At 55.7% G+C, this 15,646-nt stretch carries 14 protein-coding genes; all 14 read right to left on the bottom strand.

Annotated features, from left to right (window positions below):
• Nucleotides 1-47 precede the first annotated feature (47 nt).
• A complete protein-coding gene (locus tag AC6JA3_RS03650) occupies nucleotides 48-947 on the bottom strand; it encodes a carbohydrate ABC transporter permease (RefSeq protein WP_026547002.1) in 900 nt (299 codons plus the stop codon).
• Nucleotides 944-1,900: a carbohydrate ABC transporter permease gene (locus AC6JA3_RS03645; protein ID WP_347782585.1), complete on the bottom strand. Its 957-nt coding sequence runs from the start codon at nucleotides 1,898-1,900 to the stop codon at nucleotides 944-946. Before AC6JA3_RS03645 ends, AC6JA3_RS03650 begins: the two co-directional genes overlap by 4 nt.
• A 2-nt stretch (nucleotides 1,901-1,902) precedes the next feature.
• Nucleotides 1,903-3,225 carry an ABC transporter substrate-binding protein gene (locus AC6JA3_RS03640; protein WP_347782584.1) on the bottom strand — a complete coding sequence of 441 codons (1,323 nt, stop codon included), beginning with the start codon at nucleotides 3,223-3,225 and terminating at the stop codon, nucleotides 1,903-1,905.
• Between the two features lie 199 nt (nucleotides 3,226-3,424).
• Entirely contained in the window at nucleotides 3,425-4,420 is a 996-nt protein-coding gene (locus AC6JA3_RS03635; protein WP_347782583.1) for a LacI family DNA-binding transcriptional regulator, read from the bottom strand.
• A 298-nt stretch (nucleotides 4,421-4,718) separates the two neighbouring features.
• Nucleotides 4,719-6,008, bottom strand: a complete 1,290-nt coding sequence (locus AC6JA3_RS03630; RefSeq protein WP_497919900.1) for a hypothetical protein — start codon at nucleotides 6,006-6,008, stop codon at nucleotides 4,719-4,721.
• Between the two features lie 229 nt (nucleotides 6,009-6,237).
• Nucleotides 6,238-6,915: a C1 family peptidase gene (locus AC6JA3_RS03625; RefSeq protein WP_347783631.1), complete on the bottom strand. Its 678-nt coding sequence runs from the start codon at nucleotides 6,913-6,915 to the stop codon at nucleotides 6,238-6,240.
• A 2-nt stretch (nucleotides 6,916-6,917) separates the two neighbouring features.
• The gene (locus AC6JA3_RS03620) at nucleotides 6,918-7,985 is read right to left on the bottom strand and encodes an ImmA/IrrE family metallo-endopeptidase (protein WP_497919899.1); all 1,068 of its coding nucleotides are present in this window, start codon (nucleotides 7,983-7,985) and stop codon (nucleotides 6,918-6,920) included.
• Nucleotides 7,978-8,376 (bottom strand): helix-turn-helix domain-containing protein, encoded by a 399-nt coding sequence (locus AC6JA3_RS03615; RefSeq protein WP_347782580.1) that lies wholly within the window; start codon nucleotides 8,374-8,376, stop codon nucleotides 7,978-7,980. The genes AC6JA3_RS03620 and AC6JA3_RS03615 overlap by 8 nt, the downstream gene beginning before the upstream one ends.
• Nucleotides 8,369-8,749 (bottom strand): holo-ACP synthase, encoded by a 381-nt coding sequence (locus AC6JA3_RS03610; RefSeq protein ID WP_431768455.1) that lies wholly within the window; start codon nucleotides 8,747-8,749, stop codon nucleotides 8,369-8,371. Before AC6JA3_RS03610 ends, AC6JA3_RS03615 begins: the two co-directional genes overlap by 8 nt.
• Nucleotides 8,746-9,594 carry a hypothetical protein gene (locus AC6JA3_RS03605; RefSeq protein ID WP_347782579.1) on the bottom strand — a complete coding sequence of 283 codons (849 nt, stop codon included), beginning with the start codon at nucleotides 9,592-9,594 and terminating at the stop codon, nucleotides 8,746-8,748. The genes AC6JA3_RS03610 and AC6JA3_RS03605 overlap by 4 nt, the downstream gene beginning before the upstream one ends.
• Complete coding sequence (locus AC6JA3_RS03600) at nucleotides 9,594-9,953, bottom strand: hypothetical protein (RefSeq protein ID WP_347782578.1); 360 nt, start codon at nucleotides 9,951-9,953, stop codon at nucleotides 9,594-9,596. The genes AC6JA3_RS03605 and AC6JA3_RS03600 overlap by 1 nt, the downstream gene beginning before the upstream one ends.
• A gap of 172 nt (nucleotides 9,954-10,125) precedes the next feature.
• Nucleotides 10,126-11,139 (bottom strand): nucleotide kinase domain-containing protein, encoded by a 1,014-nt coding sequence (locus AC6JA3_RS03595; RefSeq protein ID WP_347782577.1) that lies wholly within the window; start codon nucleotides 11,137-11,139, stop codon nucleotides 10,126-10,128.
• Between the two features lie 165 nt (nucleotides 11,140-11,304).
• Nucleotides 11,305-12,813: a thymidylate synthase gene (locus AC6JA3_RS03590; RefSeq protein WP_347783630.1), complete on the bottom strand. Its 1,509-nt coding sequence runs from the start codon at nucleotides 12,811-12,813 to the stop codon at nucleotides 11,305-11,307.
• 623 nt (nucleotides 12,814-13,436) lie between these two features.
• Nucleotides 13,437-15,596 (bottom strand): metallophosphoesterase, encoded by a 2,160-nt coding sequence (locus tag AC6JA3_RS03585; protein WP_347782576.1) that lies wholly within the window; start codon nucleotides 15,594-15,596, stop codon nucleotides 13,437-13,439.
• Between the last annotated feature and the right edge of the window lie 50 nt (nucleotides 15,597-15,646).

The following is a 15,646-nucleotide window of genomic DNA, read 5'->3' as shown; positions in this document are numbered from 1 at the left end:
TGTGGTTTCTTAGAGTCTGTGAGGGGTTTGGGGACTTCGTGACGGGCTTAGCCCTTGACCGCACCGGCCGTCATGCCGGACACGATGCGCTTCTGGCACAAGAGCACCAGGATCACGAGCGGGATGGTGATGATCACCGACGCGGCGCTGATGGTGCCAAGGGGTTGGTCGAACTCGCTGGTGCCGCTGAAGAACGCGATAGCCACCGGGACGGGACGTGATTCCGGCGAGGTGGTCAGCGTGACGGCCAGGAGGAATTCGTTCCAGACGGAGATGAACACCAGGATCGCCGTCGTCGCCAGACCGGGAACCGCCAGCGGCAGGATCACCTTCCGGAACGCGACAAACGGTGTGGCGCCATCCATGTAGGCGGATTCCTCAAGCTCTCGCGGGATCTCCTTGAAGAACGACGTCAGCGTGTAGATCGCCAGCGGCAACGCGAAGGTCAGCTTCGGAATGATGAGCCCAAGCAAGGTGTCGTACAGGCCGATTTCGCGCCAGATGGAGAACATCGGGGCCGCGATGGCGATCGCCGGGAACGTGGTGACCGAGAGGATCAGCGTCAGGATCATCGCCTTGCGGCGCATCTTCAGCCTGGCCAGCGCATAGGCGGCGAAGGACGCGAACACCAGCGCCACTGTTGTAGTCACGACGGCGATAATCACCGAGTTGCGCAAGGCCAAGAGGAACTCGGGGTTCTGGAAGACCACCAGATAGTTCTCCAGGGTCGGCTGGCTCGGGAAGAGCTCGCCCCTGGACAGGCTCGCTCCCTTCTTAAGGGAGGTGTTCACCAGCCAGTAGAAGGGGATGAGCGAGAAAGCCATGACGGCCACCACGAACACCCATACCAGTGGGTGCAGTTTCGATTCCCCGCGCAAGCGGCGCTTGGGTGCCTTGCGCGCCGTGGCGAGTTCCGGCGTCGGGCGTTCTGCTGTCAGCGTGCTCATTGTTCCTCCTTCGCGACGTCGCGGATGTTGCCGCCGCCGAAGCGGATATAGATGACGGAGACCACCATGACGGTGAGGAAGGTCAGGATGGATAGCGCCGAGCCTTCGCCCACCAGCCGGTTTTCGCGCAGTTGGCCGTAGGCGAGCATGGACATGGATTCGGTGCCGTTGGCGCCGCGGGTGAGGACGAACGGCAGGTCGAAGACGCGGAGGGCATCCATGGTGCGGAAGATCGCGGCGAGGACGATTGCCGGGCGCAGGAGCGGCAGGGTGATGTTCACGAAGGTCTGCCACTTGCTGGCGCCATCGAGTTCCGCGGCCTCGTACGTTTCGGCGGAGATGACCTGCAGGCCGGCCAGGATGATGAGCGCCGCGAATGGGGTGGTCTTCCAGACGTCGGCCATGACGATTACGGCCATCGCGTAGCCGTGCTCACCGAGCCAGACGACGTCGCCGCCCGGCAGCCCCAGCGTGGAAAGGACGTTGGTGACCAGGCCCATGTTGGGCTGGAACATCGTTTGCCAGGTGATGGCGCTGACCACGGTGATGATCGCGTACGGCAGCAGAACCACGGTGCGGAGGACGGCGCGGCCCTTGAACGCGAGGTTGAGCAGGAGTGCCATGGCCGTACCGAGGATGAGTTCCAGGCTGACGGAGAGACCCGCGAAGAGGAACGTCTGGCCGAAGGCGGCCCACCATTCGTTGCTGGTGAGGGCGGCGATGTAGTTGTCCAGCCCGACAAAGCGGGACAGGCCGGCGGTGCGGACGCTGTACTGGTTCAGCGAGAGCCAGATCGCGTAGCCGATGGGGACCGCCGCAACCAGCGCCATGATGACCAGCGATGGGGCGGTCATGCGGAACGCGAGCTTCCGCTCGGCCCGGTCGCGGCCGCTTACGCGGTTTGGCGAGCGGCCTCCGGGTGCGCCGCTGGCTTGAATTGTCTTGAGGGCCATGATCAGAAGCTCGCCTTGGCGGCGGTGATTTCCTCGGACATGCTCTTCACGGCATCCTCGGTGGAGGCGGTTCCGGAGAGGACGGCGTAGACGTTCTTGTAGATCGCCTGCGAGATCTGCGGGTAGACCGGGGAGATCGGGCGCGGCTTGGCACCCTTCACGGAGGCGAGGAGTTCGGTGGCGAACGGCATCTTCTGCAGGACCGCCGGGTCGGAGTAGGCGGCCTCGTTCACCGGGGCCTGCGAGTAGTCCATGGCCACGTGCTTCTGCCAGTCCGGGGTGGTGGCGAAGTCGATGAACGCGACGGCCCCGGCCTGGTTGGTGGAGTGGGCCGAGATCGCCAGGTTCCAGCCGCCGAGCACGCCGGAAGCCTTGCCCCCTTCCCATGCGGGCAGCGGCGCGACCGCGAAGCTGGACGCCAGCGGTGTCGCGTTGAGCAGGCGGTACACGTGCGGCCAGTTGCGCTGGTATCCGAAGTCGCCGGACTCGTAGGCGAGGCGGGCGGGGTCTTCGTTGTAGGTGAGGACGGCGCGGTCGGCTGAGCCGTTCTTGAGTCCGTCGCTCATGAAGTTGAGGACGTCGCGGGTTTCCTTGGAGTCGATCTTGACGTTGCCTTGGTCATCCAGGACTTCGCCGCCTGCGCTGTAGAGCATTTCGAGAAAGTTCACCGTGAGGCCCTCGTACTGCTTGCCCTGGTAGACGAAGCCGTTGCCGGGAGCTTTGGCGGCTTCCGCGTAGAGCTGCTGCCAGGTCTCTGGCTTTGCCACCTTGTCCTTCTGGTAGTAGATCAGTCCGGCGTTGGTGAAGAACGGCGATCCCCAGTACTTGTCCTGGTACTTGGTGGTTTCCACAGTGGAGGGAATGAGCCGGTCCTTGTTGGCTTCAACCAGCTTGGTCTGGTCCAGCAGCCAGCCCTGGGAGGCGAACTCGGAGGTCCAGATGACGTCCGTTACGAAGAGGTCGCACTCGGTGGACTTGCCCTCGAGCCGCTGCACGATCTGCGTGCGGGCTTCATCCGTGGTGGCTCCGATCTCCGTGTACTTGGCCGTGACCTTGCCGTTCGCCTTGGTGAACGCTTCCGCTGTGCCCTTGTAGATGCCGCTCGCGTCCTTGACGCCGCAGATGTTCACGTTGCCGCTGGCATTAGCGCCCGACGCCGGATCGGCAGCTGCCGCTTGCTCGGCACCTTGGGGCGCGGCTCCCCCGCCGCACGCGGTTAGGAGGAGGGCTGCAGCTGCGATTGCCGCTGATGCGAGGGCTTTTCGGTTGCGGGGCGTTACTTGGTTCTGGCTCTGGAGCGGAGAAGCAGGTCGGTTCAAGTCCACAAGTGGCTCCTTTGGTGGCTGTGGGCGGGGGTTCAGTGCGCGTTTTCGCTGTTCCGCGTGCTGAGGGTGGCTTCTTTGCCGGTGGTTCGTTTTTGGTTCATGGAATCGATTCCAAATGTTTTCAAAAGAGTTGGCCTTGCGGCCGTGGAATCGATTCCAAAGTAGTGTGACAGGGACCACTGAGAGCTGTCAACCCTCTTTATTTGGTGGAGTCCCGGATGACGAGTTCGTGTGGGAGGAAGGTTCTTCCCTTGCGATGTGAGCCTTCGACGGTCATCCGTTCCAGGAGTTCAGCGAAGGCTACGCGGCCCATTTCGTAGGCGGGTTGGCGAACGGTCGTCAGCTCCGGGACGCACATTTCTGCCTGGGCTGAGTCGTCGAAGCCGGCTACGGCAATGTCGTCCGGGACTTTTAGGCCAGCGTCGGTGAGCTCACGGACGCACCCGGCGGCGACCACGTCGGTTCCACAGAAGATGGCGTCCGGGAGGTCCTTTGTTTCCAGGATTTTCTTCGCGAGATCGCGGCCGGCGTGGAATCCGAAGTTGCCCTCGCCAAGCAGGATCTGGTCCGGTTCCAAGCCCGCTTCCGTGAGTGCTTGGAGAAAACCCTCTTCCCGCAGCCGGCCTGAGCGGGCTCCTCTATGGGCGAGCATGGCCAGCTTCTTAGCGCCCGTGTCGATCAAGTGCTTGGTGATGTCGTAAGCGGCCTGGCGGTCATCAATGGACACCCCGAATGCTGCTTCGGCATCGACGATTTCACACACTTGGACGACGCTCAATTGCTCGGCGACCGCGTTGACGTCATCGTCCGGCATTGTGGGCGAAAAGATGACCAGTCCGTCCACGGAGCCGTTGCGGAGCATGTCCACGAGCTGCTGCTCGCGGTCGAGGTCACCGTCGGTCGCTGCGATGAGGCTGACATAGCCCGAATCGGCCGCAGCGTCGCCGACACCACGGAATACTTCACTGATCACGAGGGAGTCCAAGTTCTTTGCGAGAGCGAGGACACGCATCGTTCGGTCTCTTCGGAGGTCCCTTGCTGAGGCTAGCGGGCGGTAGCTCAGTGTCTTGATAGCGGCGTTGACCTTTTCCTTGGCCGCCTCGCTGACAGCCGGACTCCCGTTCAGAACGCGCGACACGGTCCCCACGGACACACCAGCAGTCCTGGCGACGTCCTGAACTGTCGGCCGAGCCATTCGTTTGTCCTTCCGGGAAGTTCCCATGCTTGGCAATTAGTGGCTCACCGTCGGCGTTCCTCGGCATAGCTCGAGCACCCGTAGGGCGCAGCCACCATTTTTCTCCTCAGGTCGAGGGCGTCCCGGCCGATGTTACTCGGCCGGTGGAATTCGCAGGAATTGATCTCAGACTCAGAGCATGCGCCCAATTCGGAATATAGGATGATTTCTAGTCATCTTCATCGTTGAACCAACATTGCCACCAAATGCCAACAGACCAATTCACTTCCGGAGAAATACGCCTCGCGATACTAGTATGCTAGGTTCGCGGCGACTTGATTGGATCATGCGAAATCGAACTAAACTCAAACCCATCACCAGACAGTCTTTCAAGTAATTGGGGTAGCAATGGAGCGGTCAGCGGAACATCAGCACCAATGATAGTAGTAGGGAAAATTCGGTCAATAAGTGGTAACTGACCAACCTCCAAAGAATCCCAACGTACGACCAAAAAACCGTAGCCAGAAAAAGCAAAGGAAAGTAAAAAACACGTTCCTGCCAATGCGCGGCGCAAACGGGTGACAGTAAACTGAAACACGCCCTCGTCGCCCCGAGGGATCTTGGATGCAAAGACTTCTGCACCAGTTCCATCCAGATTCCCAGTAGCAATTGCCTCCTTCAAATCGGGGGGGACCGATATATTTGAAGCAAGAGCCAAAGTAACTGCTGTCTTCACGGCCCAGATTGACGCCAGACTAGTATTCTCGAGTACTTCATCTCGCGCATACAGGTCGCTCATAGGCTTCTCTAGCTCGAAACCGAGACGATTATTGCATTCTTCACATACGATCGGGGCCGTGATGGGATGCAGCCCTAAGGCTGTCATAAGCCAATTTGGGGTGCAGTGTTCAATTGTTATGTTCTCTTTTGAGTCGCAAAGAAAGCACACTGGATCAAGAGTACATTGCGGAATCCGCTTTAGATACTTTTGAACCTCGTAAACCTCATATTGATCATCATTGAAGTCTCGCAAGTCGGCATAAAGACTAGGATTGCCAATAACGCAAGCATCCCATCGCTTCGACTTGGCTATTATATTCTCAAGCTGCAAAGATTCAGCTGACGCCATTATACCCGCGACACGTGTAATGGCATCTTCAGAACTACTTGACTTAATCGATGAAACTGCGATCTTGCTTGAATTAGCTTCCCTTGAGAGTATTCCGATGGTTCCCGTTATGTCAGCAAAATACCGAAAGCGATCTGAAACCAAGAATGGCATTCGGAGATTACCCCGGATAACCAAGTTGTAGTTGTCGATTCCATCTAAGGTCCGGAACGTTAGTCTACTGTGAACTCTCTCCGTCAGAGGTAAGTCTAGATCACTGGGATCCAACTTTGTCACCGGACTAGTCAGCGCATCAAAGTCGCCGCCTTCGGTATCAACTGCCACAAATGTGGGAACTGCAATCAGTTGGTCACGAAGGTTCATGTATTCGACATCTGAATCACCGTTGCGAACTTCCAAAGCAGCGAAATTCAAAATGTAGAGCCGTGGCGTAAGTGTCACGTCCAGACCAGGAACCTGCTGAGGATCGCCGCAGTTCATCGCCCTAACTATCATGCTGTCTCCCAGTCATGTATCTCCCAAACGTCATTGGCTGACATCCAACTCAGTTGCAGTATCCATAGCGAAGGAAACATTATTTTGCTCCTGAGTCCGACTAAGCACGCTACTCTGTCCTGCAAGGATATTTGAGTTCTATGTTATTGGTTTGCTGTCCACCAGCCAGCGATGTGACGAAGAGAAGAAGCTTGGAATGCAAAGTGGTCAATCGCTAGAGGGTCAGAGCGGCGGCGCCCACTGCGTACTTGTCAAGGTAGAGGGCGGGGAGCCAAGTAAACCCACCGTCGGCCCAATCGAGCCCCCAGCTGTTCAACACCCTATAAATCCGCCCACCGCGCCCATCATCAGCGGCACCTACGATAAGTACAGCGTGAACGCCTTGAGGTTCGGGGATCACATCCGGCACGACAACCACCTCAGCCCCCTTCACTAACGTGAATTCGTCCGACACCTCTATGGCGACGACGACCGCGCGCCCCGTAGTTAGGGTCCTCTCAAGGTAGGTCTGTGCCCCAGGCGAGAGCGTAACAGGAGACAGCACCGCAGTCCTCCATGTCTCCTTCTGGGCCAATGCTGGCACGTCCTCCGTATCATGGAAGAGGGCTTGGTTGTAAGGCCAGGCTCCTAGAGATGGCTGTCCCTCACGGCCGATGGCCTCAGCTATCGCTGGAAATGACGTGCCTTCGGGCTGGGTGTAACCATTCCTGTGGCAAAAATGCCAGAGTGCTTCCGGACTAAAGTCAGTAACGCTCCCACGGGCGATTTTGTGAGCCGAGCTGGTCGCGAATGCCAGACAGAGTGGACGAGGTCCCTGCGAAAAGCTGAAGGGGATGAAACGGTCTGTAAGGTCGATGGTCGGCCAGGGTTGGGTCTGGTCGACGGGTAGCATTGTCACGATGTTACTTCCCCATCGGCGCTTGCCCGGAAGCTCTCCAGAATGAGCCTTCGCTGCTCCTGACCGGGACGAAGATGCAGTTCCGCGTTCACGTTCAACGATTCAACAGAATTGGTCGGATTTTGAACTGGGGCGTACGACAGAATGACTCGCCATGTACCCCGGGAGGTTGCGCGAATCAGTATCTGGCGGCGTCCGCCCCCACCGATCATGGGGTCTCTTGGCGACACCCGGGTTGTCCCGACAGTTATTGCCGGAGCAGTTGCAAGCATAAAACGGTCCAAGGCGGTGATGTCTTGGGGATCGGAATCGATAGAGTAATCTGCCGAGTCCGCATCGGTGCTTTGCGAAACGAACCAGCGAAAGCCTGTAGTCCTATTCTCCGGAAGATCTACGGCAACGAGGTCGCCCACGTATAGATCCTGGACATTGCCCCGGCCCAGTTCGACCGGAGACCAAACATGAGCCCCGCGATCAGTTAGTTTTTCTCCGAAGGTTCGCTTCACTTCGACGCTTTGAGGCCGCACCCCCTGAAGCGACTGCATTTGGGCCCAATTCAACATGCCTAGATTTCGTAGTTGAACTAGCGCGGCCGAAAAACTCACTCCCGCGATGCCCGCTATCCCATAAACTTGGTCGGCGTTCGGATCACTACCCCGCTCCAGACCCACATCCTTGGCTGCTCGCGCCATTAGCGGCAGCGGCATAAGAAGATGTGATGCGAAAAGCTGCGCTTCAGACTCTAATCCACTCGGCGTCCTCCCCTCGACCTCTAGCTGGCCGTCGAAAGCAAAAACCTCAGTGTGCAGTGCGAAATGGGCAAATTCGTGAGCTGCTGTATATCTCTGCAGTGCCGCGGGGAGCTTGCTGTTGATGATCACACCACCAGGACTTCCGGGGACGAAGGCACCCAGAAGTCGATCGAGGTCCATAAAGCGCAGAACGAGACGATTTTTTCTGATCAAGCTGAAAATGTCTACCTGTCGGGTCATGTTTATGCCGTTATGCATCAGGGTACGCGTTGCGACCTGTGTGATCTGGCGCTTGCGACTTGTACTAAGCATGGCCCGTCCTGTGTTGACCGTCTGGGCTGCCGTCGTTAGCCGCAGAAGAAGCGAGGAACTGCGCAAACTTAAGGACTTGGTCACGGTCCTTTTGCGACAAGCTATTGGTTGCCCGGTACAGCGCCTGCCCACTCAGATCTGGGGATTCTTCTTCCCCTATAAGCCAGCCGACGGTACGGCCGTAGAGCGTGGCAAGCGCACGGATCTCAACGGCGGACACCTTTCTTACCCCAGACTCAAATGCCGCCACGCTTGTTCGGGCAATACCCAGAGCAAGGGCTACATCCCCTTGGGTCAGACCTGTAACATCCCGAGCCTCTCGCAACCGAGCCGCCACCAGTAGAGCCGGCTCCAAGCCTCCTCCAGCCCCTTCTGGCGATTCGTCATTCATGACTATTCCTTCCGGTTCCCATTACTACAGCCAAGGCCAGGTTTCCCTCATGTGTAAGGCTGATTGCCCAAGTACTGATGTGCTGTCGCCGGGCTTCCGCAGCTGCTTCCCCAGTCAGCCTTAGCATTGGAATGCGGTCCTCAACTGTTACAACTTCGATTGACAACGGGTCGAGGGTGGCAAACCCAGTGCCGAGAGCTTTCATGACAGCTTCCTTCGCCGCCCATCTAGTCGCATAGCGGTCTGGCCGGTCACGGCAGTACGACCTTTCAGCCTCCGTCCAGGCAAAGGCGGCAAAGCGTTGCGGCGATAGTGCCAGCATCCTTGCAATCCGTTGGATGTCAACGGCATCGATACCTACCACGCTGGTCATATCTCAAACGCACCTTGAAGCTTTGTGGCGACCAACTCGTTCACGCCTCGTTTTGTGAAGAACTGCTGCTCAGCGCAAGCGAACGTAGCTTGAACAGCCAGCTCGCCGAGTCCATATCCGGACTGTTGCGCGATAAACTTCTGTAGACGAGCGAGTCCAATAAGATTTCCGTAACCTTTTTGGATAAGCATCTGATGCCGGTAGACGCCCAGAAGGTTTACTTTGCCAGCGAAAACACCGATATCAATGTGAACCAAGCAAGGGAAGCTCCTGACCCGGTGATCAGAAACTGCGTAAATATTAATTTCGCTTGAGTCTCCGCCTGGCTCCGTAAGAGCCATATCACTGGCATTAAATGCAGTTACTCGATCCGCCTTCTTACCACGCAAATGCTGGAGCCGCTTTTCGAGCTGGTTGTACCCATTCATCGTCTTCCCGGGCCACGAAATCATTCGAGAAAAATATGTCCCTTTTGTATTTTCACGATGGGCTTTCTGTAAGTTCGAAAAGATAGTTGCATAGTTGCTATACAGCTTCTCAGCGGCACTCTCCACAAGAGAACTATCGGTACTGCTTTCAGACGACCAAGAAATGCCAGGATCGGGATAAAGCGAAATCGGAAAGATTGTATTCGCGATTGTATCAACGCTCTGAACGCTCGCACGTTTCGTCGTGGGCGTGAGTATCCTGTCTACCGCAGAACGAATCTGAGGGTCTTCCGGTCGACTTGGATCCGCTACGGACGTCAGCAAATGAACGGCTTTGCCATTTTGTTGCGCATTAGTAAACTCTAGACTTTTTAGCCAAGCCTCACTTATTGATTCAGCTTGAATCAAGGTAGCCATTACAACGCCCATCGATTCTGAACGGCCTCAAAAATAATCCTGGCTACTGACTCAATACTCCTCCACTGCCATGCTTCAATGAGCTTGAAATCGATGAGACCGGCATCGAATGCTTCGGTAATGAACGTAGCGGCAAATACCCCCACTACACTCTCGATGGCCATGTTGACACCCTCCCGTTCAAATTGAGAGGTCGCTTCGTCACCCCACGCACAGGTGTAGGCGACAACACGTCCAACTAAATCAGCCATGCCCTCCAAAGAGAGCGCCGCAAGCTCCTCCCGAGTACCAGGTGCATTTAGGCCTTCTCCCGCGCTCGTCTGTAGATCAACAGAGCCAGCCCGAATGTCCTCTTCCATGACATCATGGTCGGATATTCGGACAGATTTGTCAACGATTGTCAGCGTATGACGTGCCGCAGAACAGTTTTACCAACTGCCGGACATACCTCCGGCTACCGCCATTCACACCCTGGAACCCGCATTGGGCCAGTCAGCAGGCCATGTCTTGTGCCGCTGAGCAATGTCACCCTTACGCCAGAGCGAACTCGCGTAGGGGCGCACGCGGGTTAAATACCGGATCTTTCGGCAAAAGATGGTTTATTCCCCACTTTGGCGGGAAGAACAGACGAATCGGCTGGGTAGTCTGCCTGTATTTGGTCTTTATTCGCGTCCGCGCCGAGGCAAGCGAAGGAACCGCCTCACGGCAGTATTTATCAGTTTCACAGAAGAGATTTTGCGCGTCAATGGCTTGGATGGGACGCCCCCAAAGGCCCGTGAATTCGAGACCGAGGCGATCGAACTCCTCCTCTTGATGTTCCACCATCCACATAATAATATCACTAGGCGATAAGCCGTTAGTGCTCGAGAAAGTTTTGGCTATACCCCGTAATGCCCCTGGGCCTGGCTGTGTGAAATCATTTTCAGAGAAATTAACCAGACTGGAGTAGTTCAAGTCGATGGCTGTCTGGTACGACATGAAGTCCCCCATCAGGGGAAACTTGTGCAGAAGATCATAAATGTTCTTAAGGGTCGTTGCAGCGAGAATCTTTGAAGCAAGATCTTTCTTCAGAAACATATCCGAAAAGAGATCCACATGGTTCAAATGCTTTAGACCGCGACCATAAGCGTTTGTTGCACACAGAATAAAGGCCCCGGTATATAACCCACCATTTGTTTTTTTAGTTTCGTTTAGAGCAGATTCTAGAGTGCCACTTCGAAGATCAGCAACGCGAGGGTTACGTCCTAGAATTCCCTTGAGGGACTCCCAAGTGTGTATGTTACTGAATGTCCTAAAGGCCGTAATCTGAAAAATTCGATCTTCTGGAGAGTCGGAATCATCCGCATAGCAAATTTCACGAATAAGATACTGGCTTACCCGGTCTGCAGCACGGTAAACATTGCAGAACTTGTATGTCCGCAGTATGGGATCATCCGTCCACGGCCCTTGCCGACCCGCGACCCGAGCCTCGAAGATACGGTGTCGTTCGTAGGCGAACTTCCAATAGATGTCGAAAACTTCAGGCCGTGGTTGGGGGCGGATCATCTGTGCGGTCCTCTAGTTCAGGGCTCAGGGCGGTCCTCTAGTTCAGGGCTCAGGCCTCAATGTTGTTCGTGCAGTGAGCTTCCTAGAAGCTTAGGCCACGTTGGGGCGAAGGTGTCGTACGTCGACGGATTTCCTTAAATATGGGAGTCGACTGCCGATCGGCGATCAGGGAAAGATGCCGTCGTCGCCGAGATCAATTAGACGTTTCGCTTCCAGCGGCCCCTCACTCACCATCGCCCACAGGAGCGCCCATGCATCGACTGCAAGCGCCCATACAAGCGGCTGTCGCTCACCGACGCCGGCACTACATTCAAAGCTCTGTTCCAACTTTTGGAAGGCCTCAGTGACGACGGCTGTTGCTTGGGCGTAAGACCGTACGGACGGAACGTCGGGAAGGTCCTCAATAGTGCGGTTAAATCCCGCAAGCCCGTCACTCCACGTTTCGACCCCAGGGGGAGGCGATTCGCCGAGCACGTCGCGCAGATAGGTCATGTACTTAATGGCGTATACGAGAAGGTCCATGGCAGTGTCCAGAGCGCTTTCCGTGCTGGACGGCGCACCAGGACGAAAAAGTACCAAGCGGTCGATCTTTCGCGCAACGTTGGCCATGATCGAGATCTGCTCTCCCCGTCGTTTCCAACTGTTCCCGTACATCGCGTCCTTGACACTATGAAGACTCGTCAGATGTCGAATCAGATCATTCTTGTCTGGCACAGACGCCCCTATGATTTCGGGACCGTAGTTTTCTACGTTGTTTTGACCTTTGGAAAAGTAGCTAATGCCCGCAGTCGCTAGCGCCCTATCTCCAACCTGGGCCAGTAGAGGTTCAAAGCGACCGTGCGGAGCCCGTCTCTGTGTCCAGTAGGCTTCCAGCATGAACAAGTAGTCGCGCAGTAGGGGATCCGGGAAGTCATTGATCTCTTGCGGCTTAGAAATGCCCTCTCTAATCGAGAACTCAATCTCAAACCATCGTTCGAGTATTGAGGGAAGTTCCGCAAATGTTGTATTGAACTGGACTTCCGCGGGATAGGAGGAGTACGGCGAATGACCACGACCAGCCAAGATCTGTTGAGCTCGTTCAAAATGCCGCTCATATAGATGAAGGGAAGAAATAAAGTAGGTGACTGTTCCAACCTTGGTACCCAGCCAGTAGGCCATCATCTCATGAAGAACACTCCACTCAAATGTGTTTATTCCGGAAAAACCCCACATAAGATCGTTACTGCGCACAGCGATGCAAAGGTCCAGGGATCCATCACGTACCGTAAAGTGCAGCCAATTAGTACAGGGTATATCTTTGCTCTCTTCAAAATCGACGGCAGGGTCAAAGATAGAGAGAACGGCACGTCTTGAAGAGGGATCTTCCATAAGAATTCTTCGAACACGGTCAAGTTGGTCAATGCCGGCCCAACTACGTAGACGGGGGCCGTATCCTGCTCGCCAAGTCATGCCATCGTCGGAGAACTCTGGAGCACGTGGAAGATAATGATTCAAAAATGATAGATCATTCCTTCCGGCTATCACCCATATCGTCTCAGCTATTGTGGCAAATATATCATTGAATCGTTTTGGGATAACAATGCAACGCTCCAAGGGCCGAAGCAGAGATATCGTTTGGTGATTTAACTCCTTAGTGAGGTGCCCCCGAACTTGAACTTCAGAGCCGGTTGCCACAACCTCGGCAAGTTTAGACGTAAAAGCCTCAGCTGCATTTCGATAATTCACGCGGTAGACGTTCCTCTCCAATGTTCAGTCCCTCATATCTGGAGCTTAGCGCGATTCGGAAGCAATGCAGGTGATCGTTCAGAAGTCTGGCGTTTCATTAAGCCCGGAAGCCCACGATCCCGAAGGTGGCGGCGGTAGTTTCGGATGTGTCGTGTACTCAGACGGATTGCGGCCAGGTGGGACTAGCGCCGTCTATCGCTTCGTGACGCCCGCGAAGCGTGCTACTGCATAGCCGAGAAACGCCTCAGTTTGGCTGAGAGACGAATCTGATTCGCTAGGCCGTCGGGTAGCTCCTCCAGGATAACGCTTTTAGGGCCTCGGCTTGCTAACCTGCGAACGAGCTCGTCAGCGAAAGATGGGGAGGCGTCCTTCACATTCCCCCCATTGATAACCAAAGACTCACCGCTAAGGTCGGAAGGAATTCCTTGTTCGTCAAGTAGAACGTCCACAATTTCGCGCGTCCCCGCCGTCTGGGGCAAGGCTAGTTCAACGGACATGACTCCAACCTCCACGTAAGTGTGCGTTGAATCGATTATTTCACATTTCATTGGATCCATCGAGGTATGCATGTGCTATTCGACCTTCAACAGCTCGTGCAGCGTCCTTGTTAGGACGCCTAGTTTTCTATCGAGGGTCGCACGCCACTTCGCACGGCTGACGGCTGCATCTCTGTCGTTCCGGCCGTCATAGCTGGCGTTGGCGTCTTCAAGGTCTTGCAGCGTACTAAGCAAGCCGGCCATGCGGCCGGAGTCTCCCACTGCTGACCCGATCGCGTCAATCAACTCGCAGAGCGCGGTGAGTCCAATGCGCGGTATGCGGTCGCCGTCTGCTGCAGCCTTGTCGTCGGGACGCCAGTCCTCAATAACTTCCTGCCATGACGAAAGTACATCAGCACTCGACGAGCCAATACCGAAGAGAGGGAGCACGAGGTCCAACAGCCCAGCATGCTCCTCGGCTTTCTGATCTAAGAGCGGGACCGCAACCCTCGGGATAGCTGATCCGTTTGTTGGCATGGCGGTTACTGTCGTAATGGCACCAGCACTCAGATTCAGATGACTCCGCAACGCGTCCACCACTGTGTGCTGAAGATGTGCAAGTTCACCCACGTTGATAGGCCACCAGTGGGGCATCTCCTGCTTGCGGAAAAATGCAGTTACATCTAGGTACGAATCTCTCTTAGTGAACTGGACTAGTACGAAAGCCGGAAACTCAGTCTTGACAGTCGCTAAGTCGTTCAATGGATCCATTAGAACGGCAATTGCCCTACTGGTTTGCGGTTTAACGAGTAGGGCCTTGATGGCCTTGTCGATCTGGTCGGGGCGGCTCCTTGAAGTGTTCGCGAACAGGCGCTGCCCATGTGTGAAGTATCCGGATCTCAGTTCTCGGGACTTCTGCCACCATTCAATCATTCGCGTGAACCACTCCTGCGGGTCACCGAAACTGGAAGGGAGTTCAGGGTAGGAAGCAGGAATGATGTACGCGGAAGTACCGTCAGCGATGCGGCAGATCAGCGGCGCCCGAATTGCGTCGAACTGCTTTCGAAGGGCTAAAAGCTTCCTGTGAACATCGTCAACCGTTTCTCCCTCTACAACTCCGTACCTGGAGGGTTGATCAATCTGGTGCCGAACCCACTTCAGCGGCTCAAGCATCATCGCACTTCCCGTTGCGGGGACAGGAACCTCCGCTATCTCCACTCCAGCGATTCGAGCAGCGGGACCCTCGACTTCGATAAGGTACCCGACGGCATCGCGACGATTTTGACCCACTTGAATAGTTGGGGCACTGACGATGAGCATATCGTGCGGCCCCCGGCTATCTGCATCGTTGAGGGGCAGGTGACTGTCAGGAAGTACCTTGCCCTCGTGTTTGTGACCGTGCAGAACTACATCGATGCGATTCGCGGCCAGCCAGTCTTTGAATTCACCAAGGTTCAAAATACCGTCGAACGTCTTAATTTCCTCGGTAACGGTCACTGGCTGAACTTGATGGTGAAGGGCAACTATTCTAAGGGGGCTAGGTGCGGATATGTCATTGAGAGCTGAAGTTAACCGGGTGTGTGCAGCGATGAGCTGTGGACGATCCAGCCGGGCTATATCAGCAAGGCCGCGAGTTTTCCACGCTGTCAGCAATAAGTTAAGCGCGGGATCTGTACCTGCTCTAGTTTGGAGGTCTGGGAGATAGGCTTCCAATTCCGGTTCGGGGTTGGTGTCGATTCCACAGTAATTAGCCGAGTTAAGTCCGATCAAAACGAAACTCTGATCCTCAGCAACGATGACCGGGTCCGTTGAGGTTGAGAGCCTCTGTCCCTCCCTGTCGAGGTCTACTCCCTCAAGGTACGCAGTCTTATAGTCCTTACTTCGTAGCTTAAGGAAACGCTCATAGCGTTCGACACTGCTAGGTTTCGTCGACCTAACGACATCATGGTTGCCAGGAACGATTAGGATCCTGTCGTCTGAAGGCTTGGCCTCGCCAAGGCAGGCCAGCAGCGGTCCCAGGAGATCAAACCCGTCCTTCCTGCCTCCGACCGTGATGTCTCCCGAAACAAGAATAGAATCAAGCGTCTTACCGTCTGCCCTTAGCCCTTCGCCGAGGGCGCGAAGCGTGTCCTTAAGGATCTTTAGGCGCGTCTGCTGGTCGCCTAGGTCGATAACATCCGTCTTGCTATCGGCAACAACATCTCCAACGGACTGTTCTGCCAGATGAAGATCGGACAAATGGAGTAGCAAAGCCACGCGTTCACCTCGGTTTAGTAGCTGGACTATGAGGAAATGTACCGCAGTGC

The sequence above is a fragment of the Arthrobacter sp. TmtSoilC79 genome, from assembly GCF_059739405.1.
The sequence above is the reverse complement of the archived record's forward strand: the minus strand, read 5'-3'. Positions and strand labels throughout refer to the sequence as shown.

Excerpts from the sequence above, each read along its gene's own strand:
- AC6JA3_RS03650 (WP_026547002.1), bottom strand. The coding sequence starts at position 947 with ATGAGCACGCTGACAGCAGAACGCCCGACGCCGGAACTCGCCACGGCG.
- AC6JA3_RS03645 (WP_347782585.1), bottom strand. The coding sequence starts at position 1,900 with ATGGCCCTCAAGACAATTCAAGCCAGCGGCGCACCCGGAGGCCGCTCG.
- AC6JA3_RS03635 (WP_347782583.1), bottom strand. The coding sequence starts at position 4,420 with ATGGCTCGGCCGACAGTTCAGGACGTCGCCAGGACTGCTGGTGTGTCC.
- AC6JA3_RS03630 (WP_497919900.1), bottom strand. The coding sequence starts at position 6,008 with ATGAACTGCGGCGATCCTCAGCAGGTTCCTGGTCTGGACGTGACACTT.
- AC6JA3_RS03625 (WP_347783631.1), bottom strand. The coding sequence starts at position 6,915 with ATGCTACCCGTCGACCAGACCCAACCCTGGCCGACCATCGACCTTACA.
- AC6JA3_RS03620 (WP_497919899.1), bottom strand. The coding sequence starts at position 7,985 with ATGCTTAGTACAAGTCGCAAGCGCCAGATCACACAGGTCGCAACGCGT.
- AC6JA3_RS03615 (WP_347782580.1), bottom strand. The coding sequence starts at position 8,376 with ATGAATGACGAATCGCCAGAAGGGGCTGGAGGAGGCTTGGAGCCGGCT.
- AC6JA3_RS03610 (WP_431768455.1), bottom strand. The coding sequence starts at position 8,749 with ATGACCAGCGTGGTAGGTATCGATGCCGTTGACATCCAACGGATTGCA.
- AC6JA3_RS03605 (WP_347782579.1), bottom strand. The coding sequence starts at position 9,594 with ATGGCTACCTTGATTCAAGCTGAATCAATAAGTGAGGCTTGGCTAAAA.
- AC6JA3_RS03600 (WP_347782578.1), bottom strand. The coding sequence starts at position 9,953 with ATGGAAGAGGACATTCGGGCTGGCTCTGTTGATCTACAGACGAGCGCG.
- AC6JA3_RS03595 (WP_347782577.1), bottom strand. The coding sequence starts at position 11,139 with ATGATCCGCCCCCAACCACGGCCTGAAGTTTTCGACATCTATTGGAAG.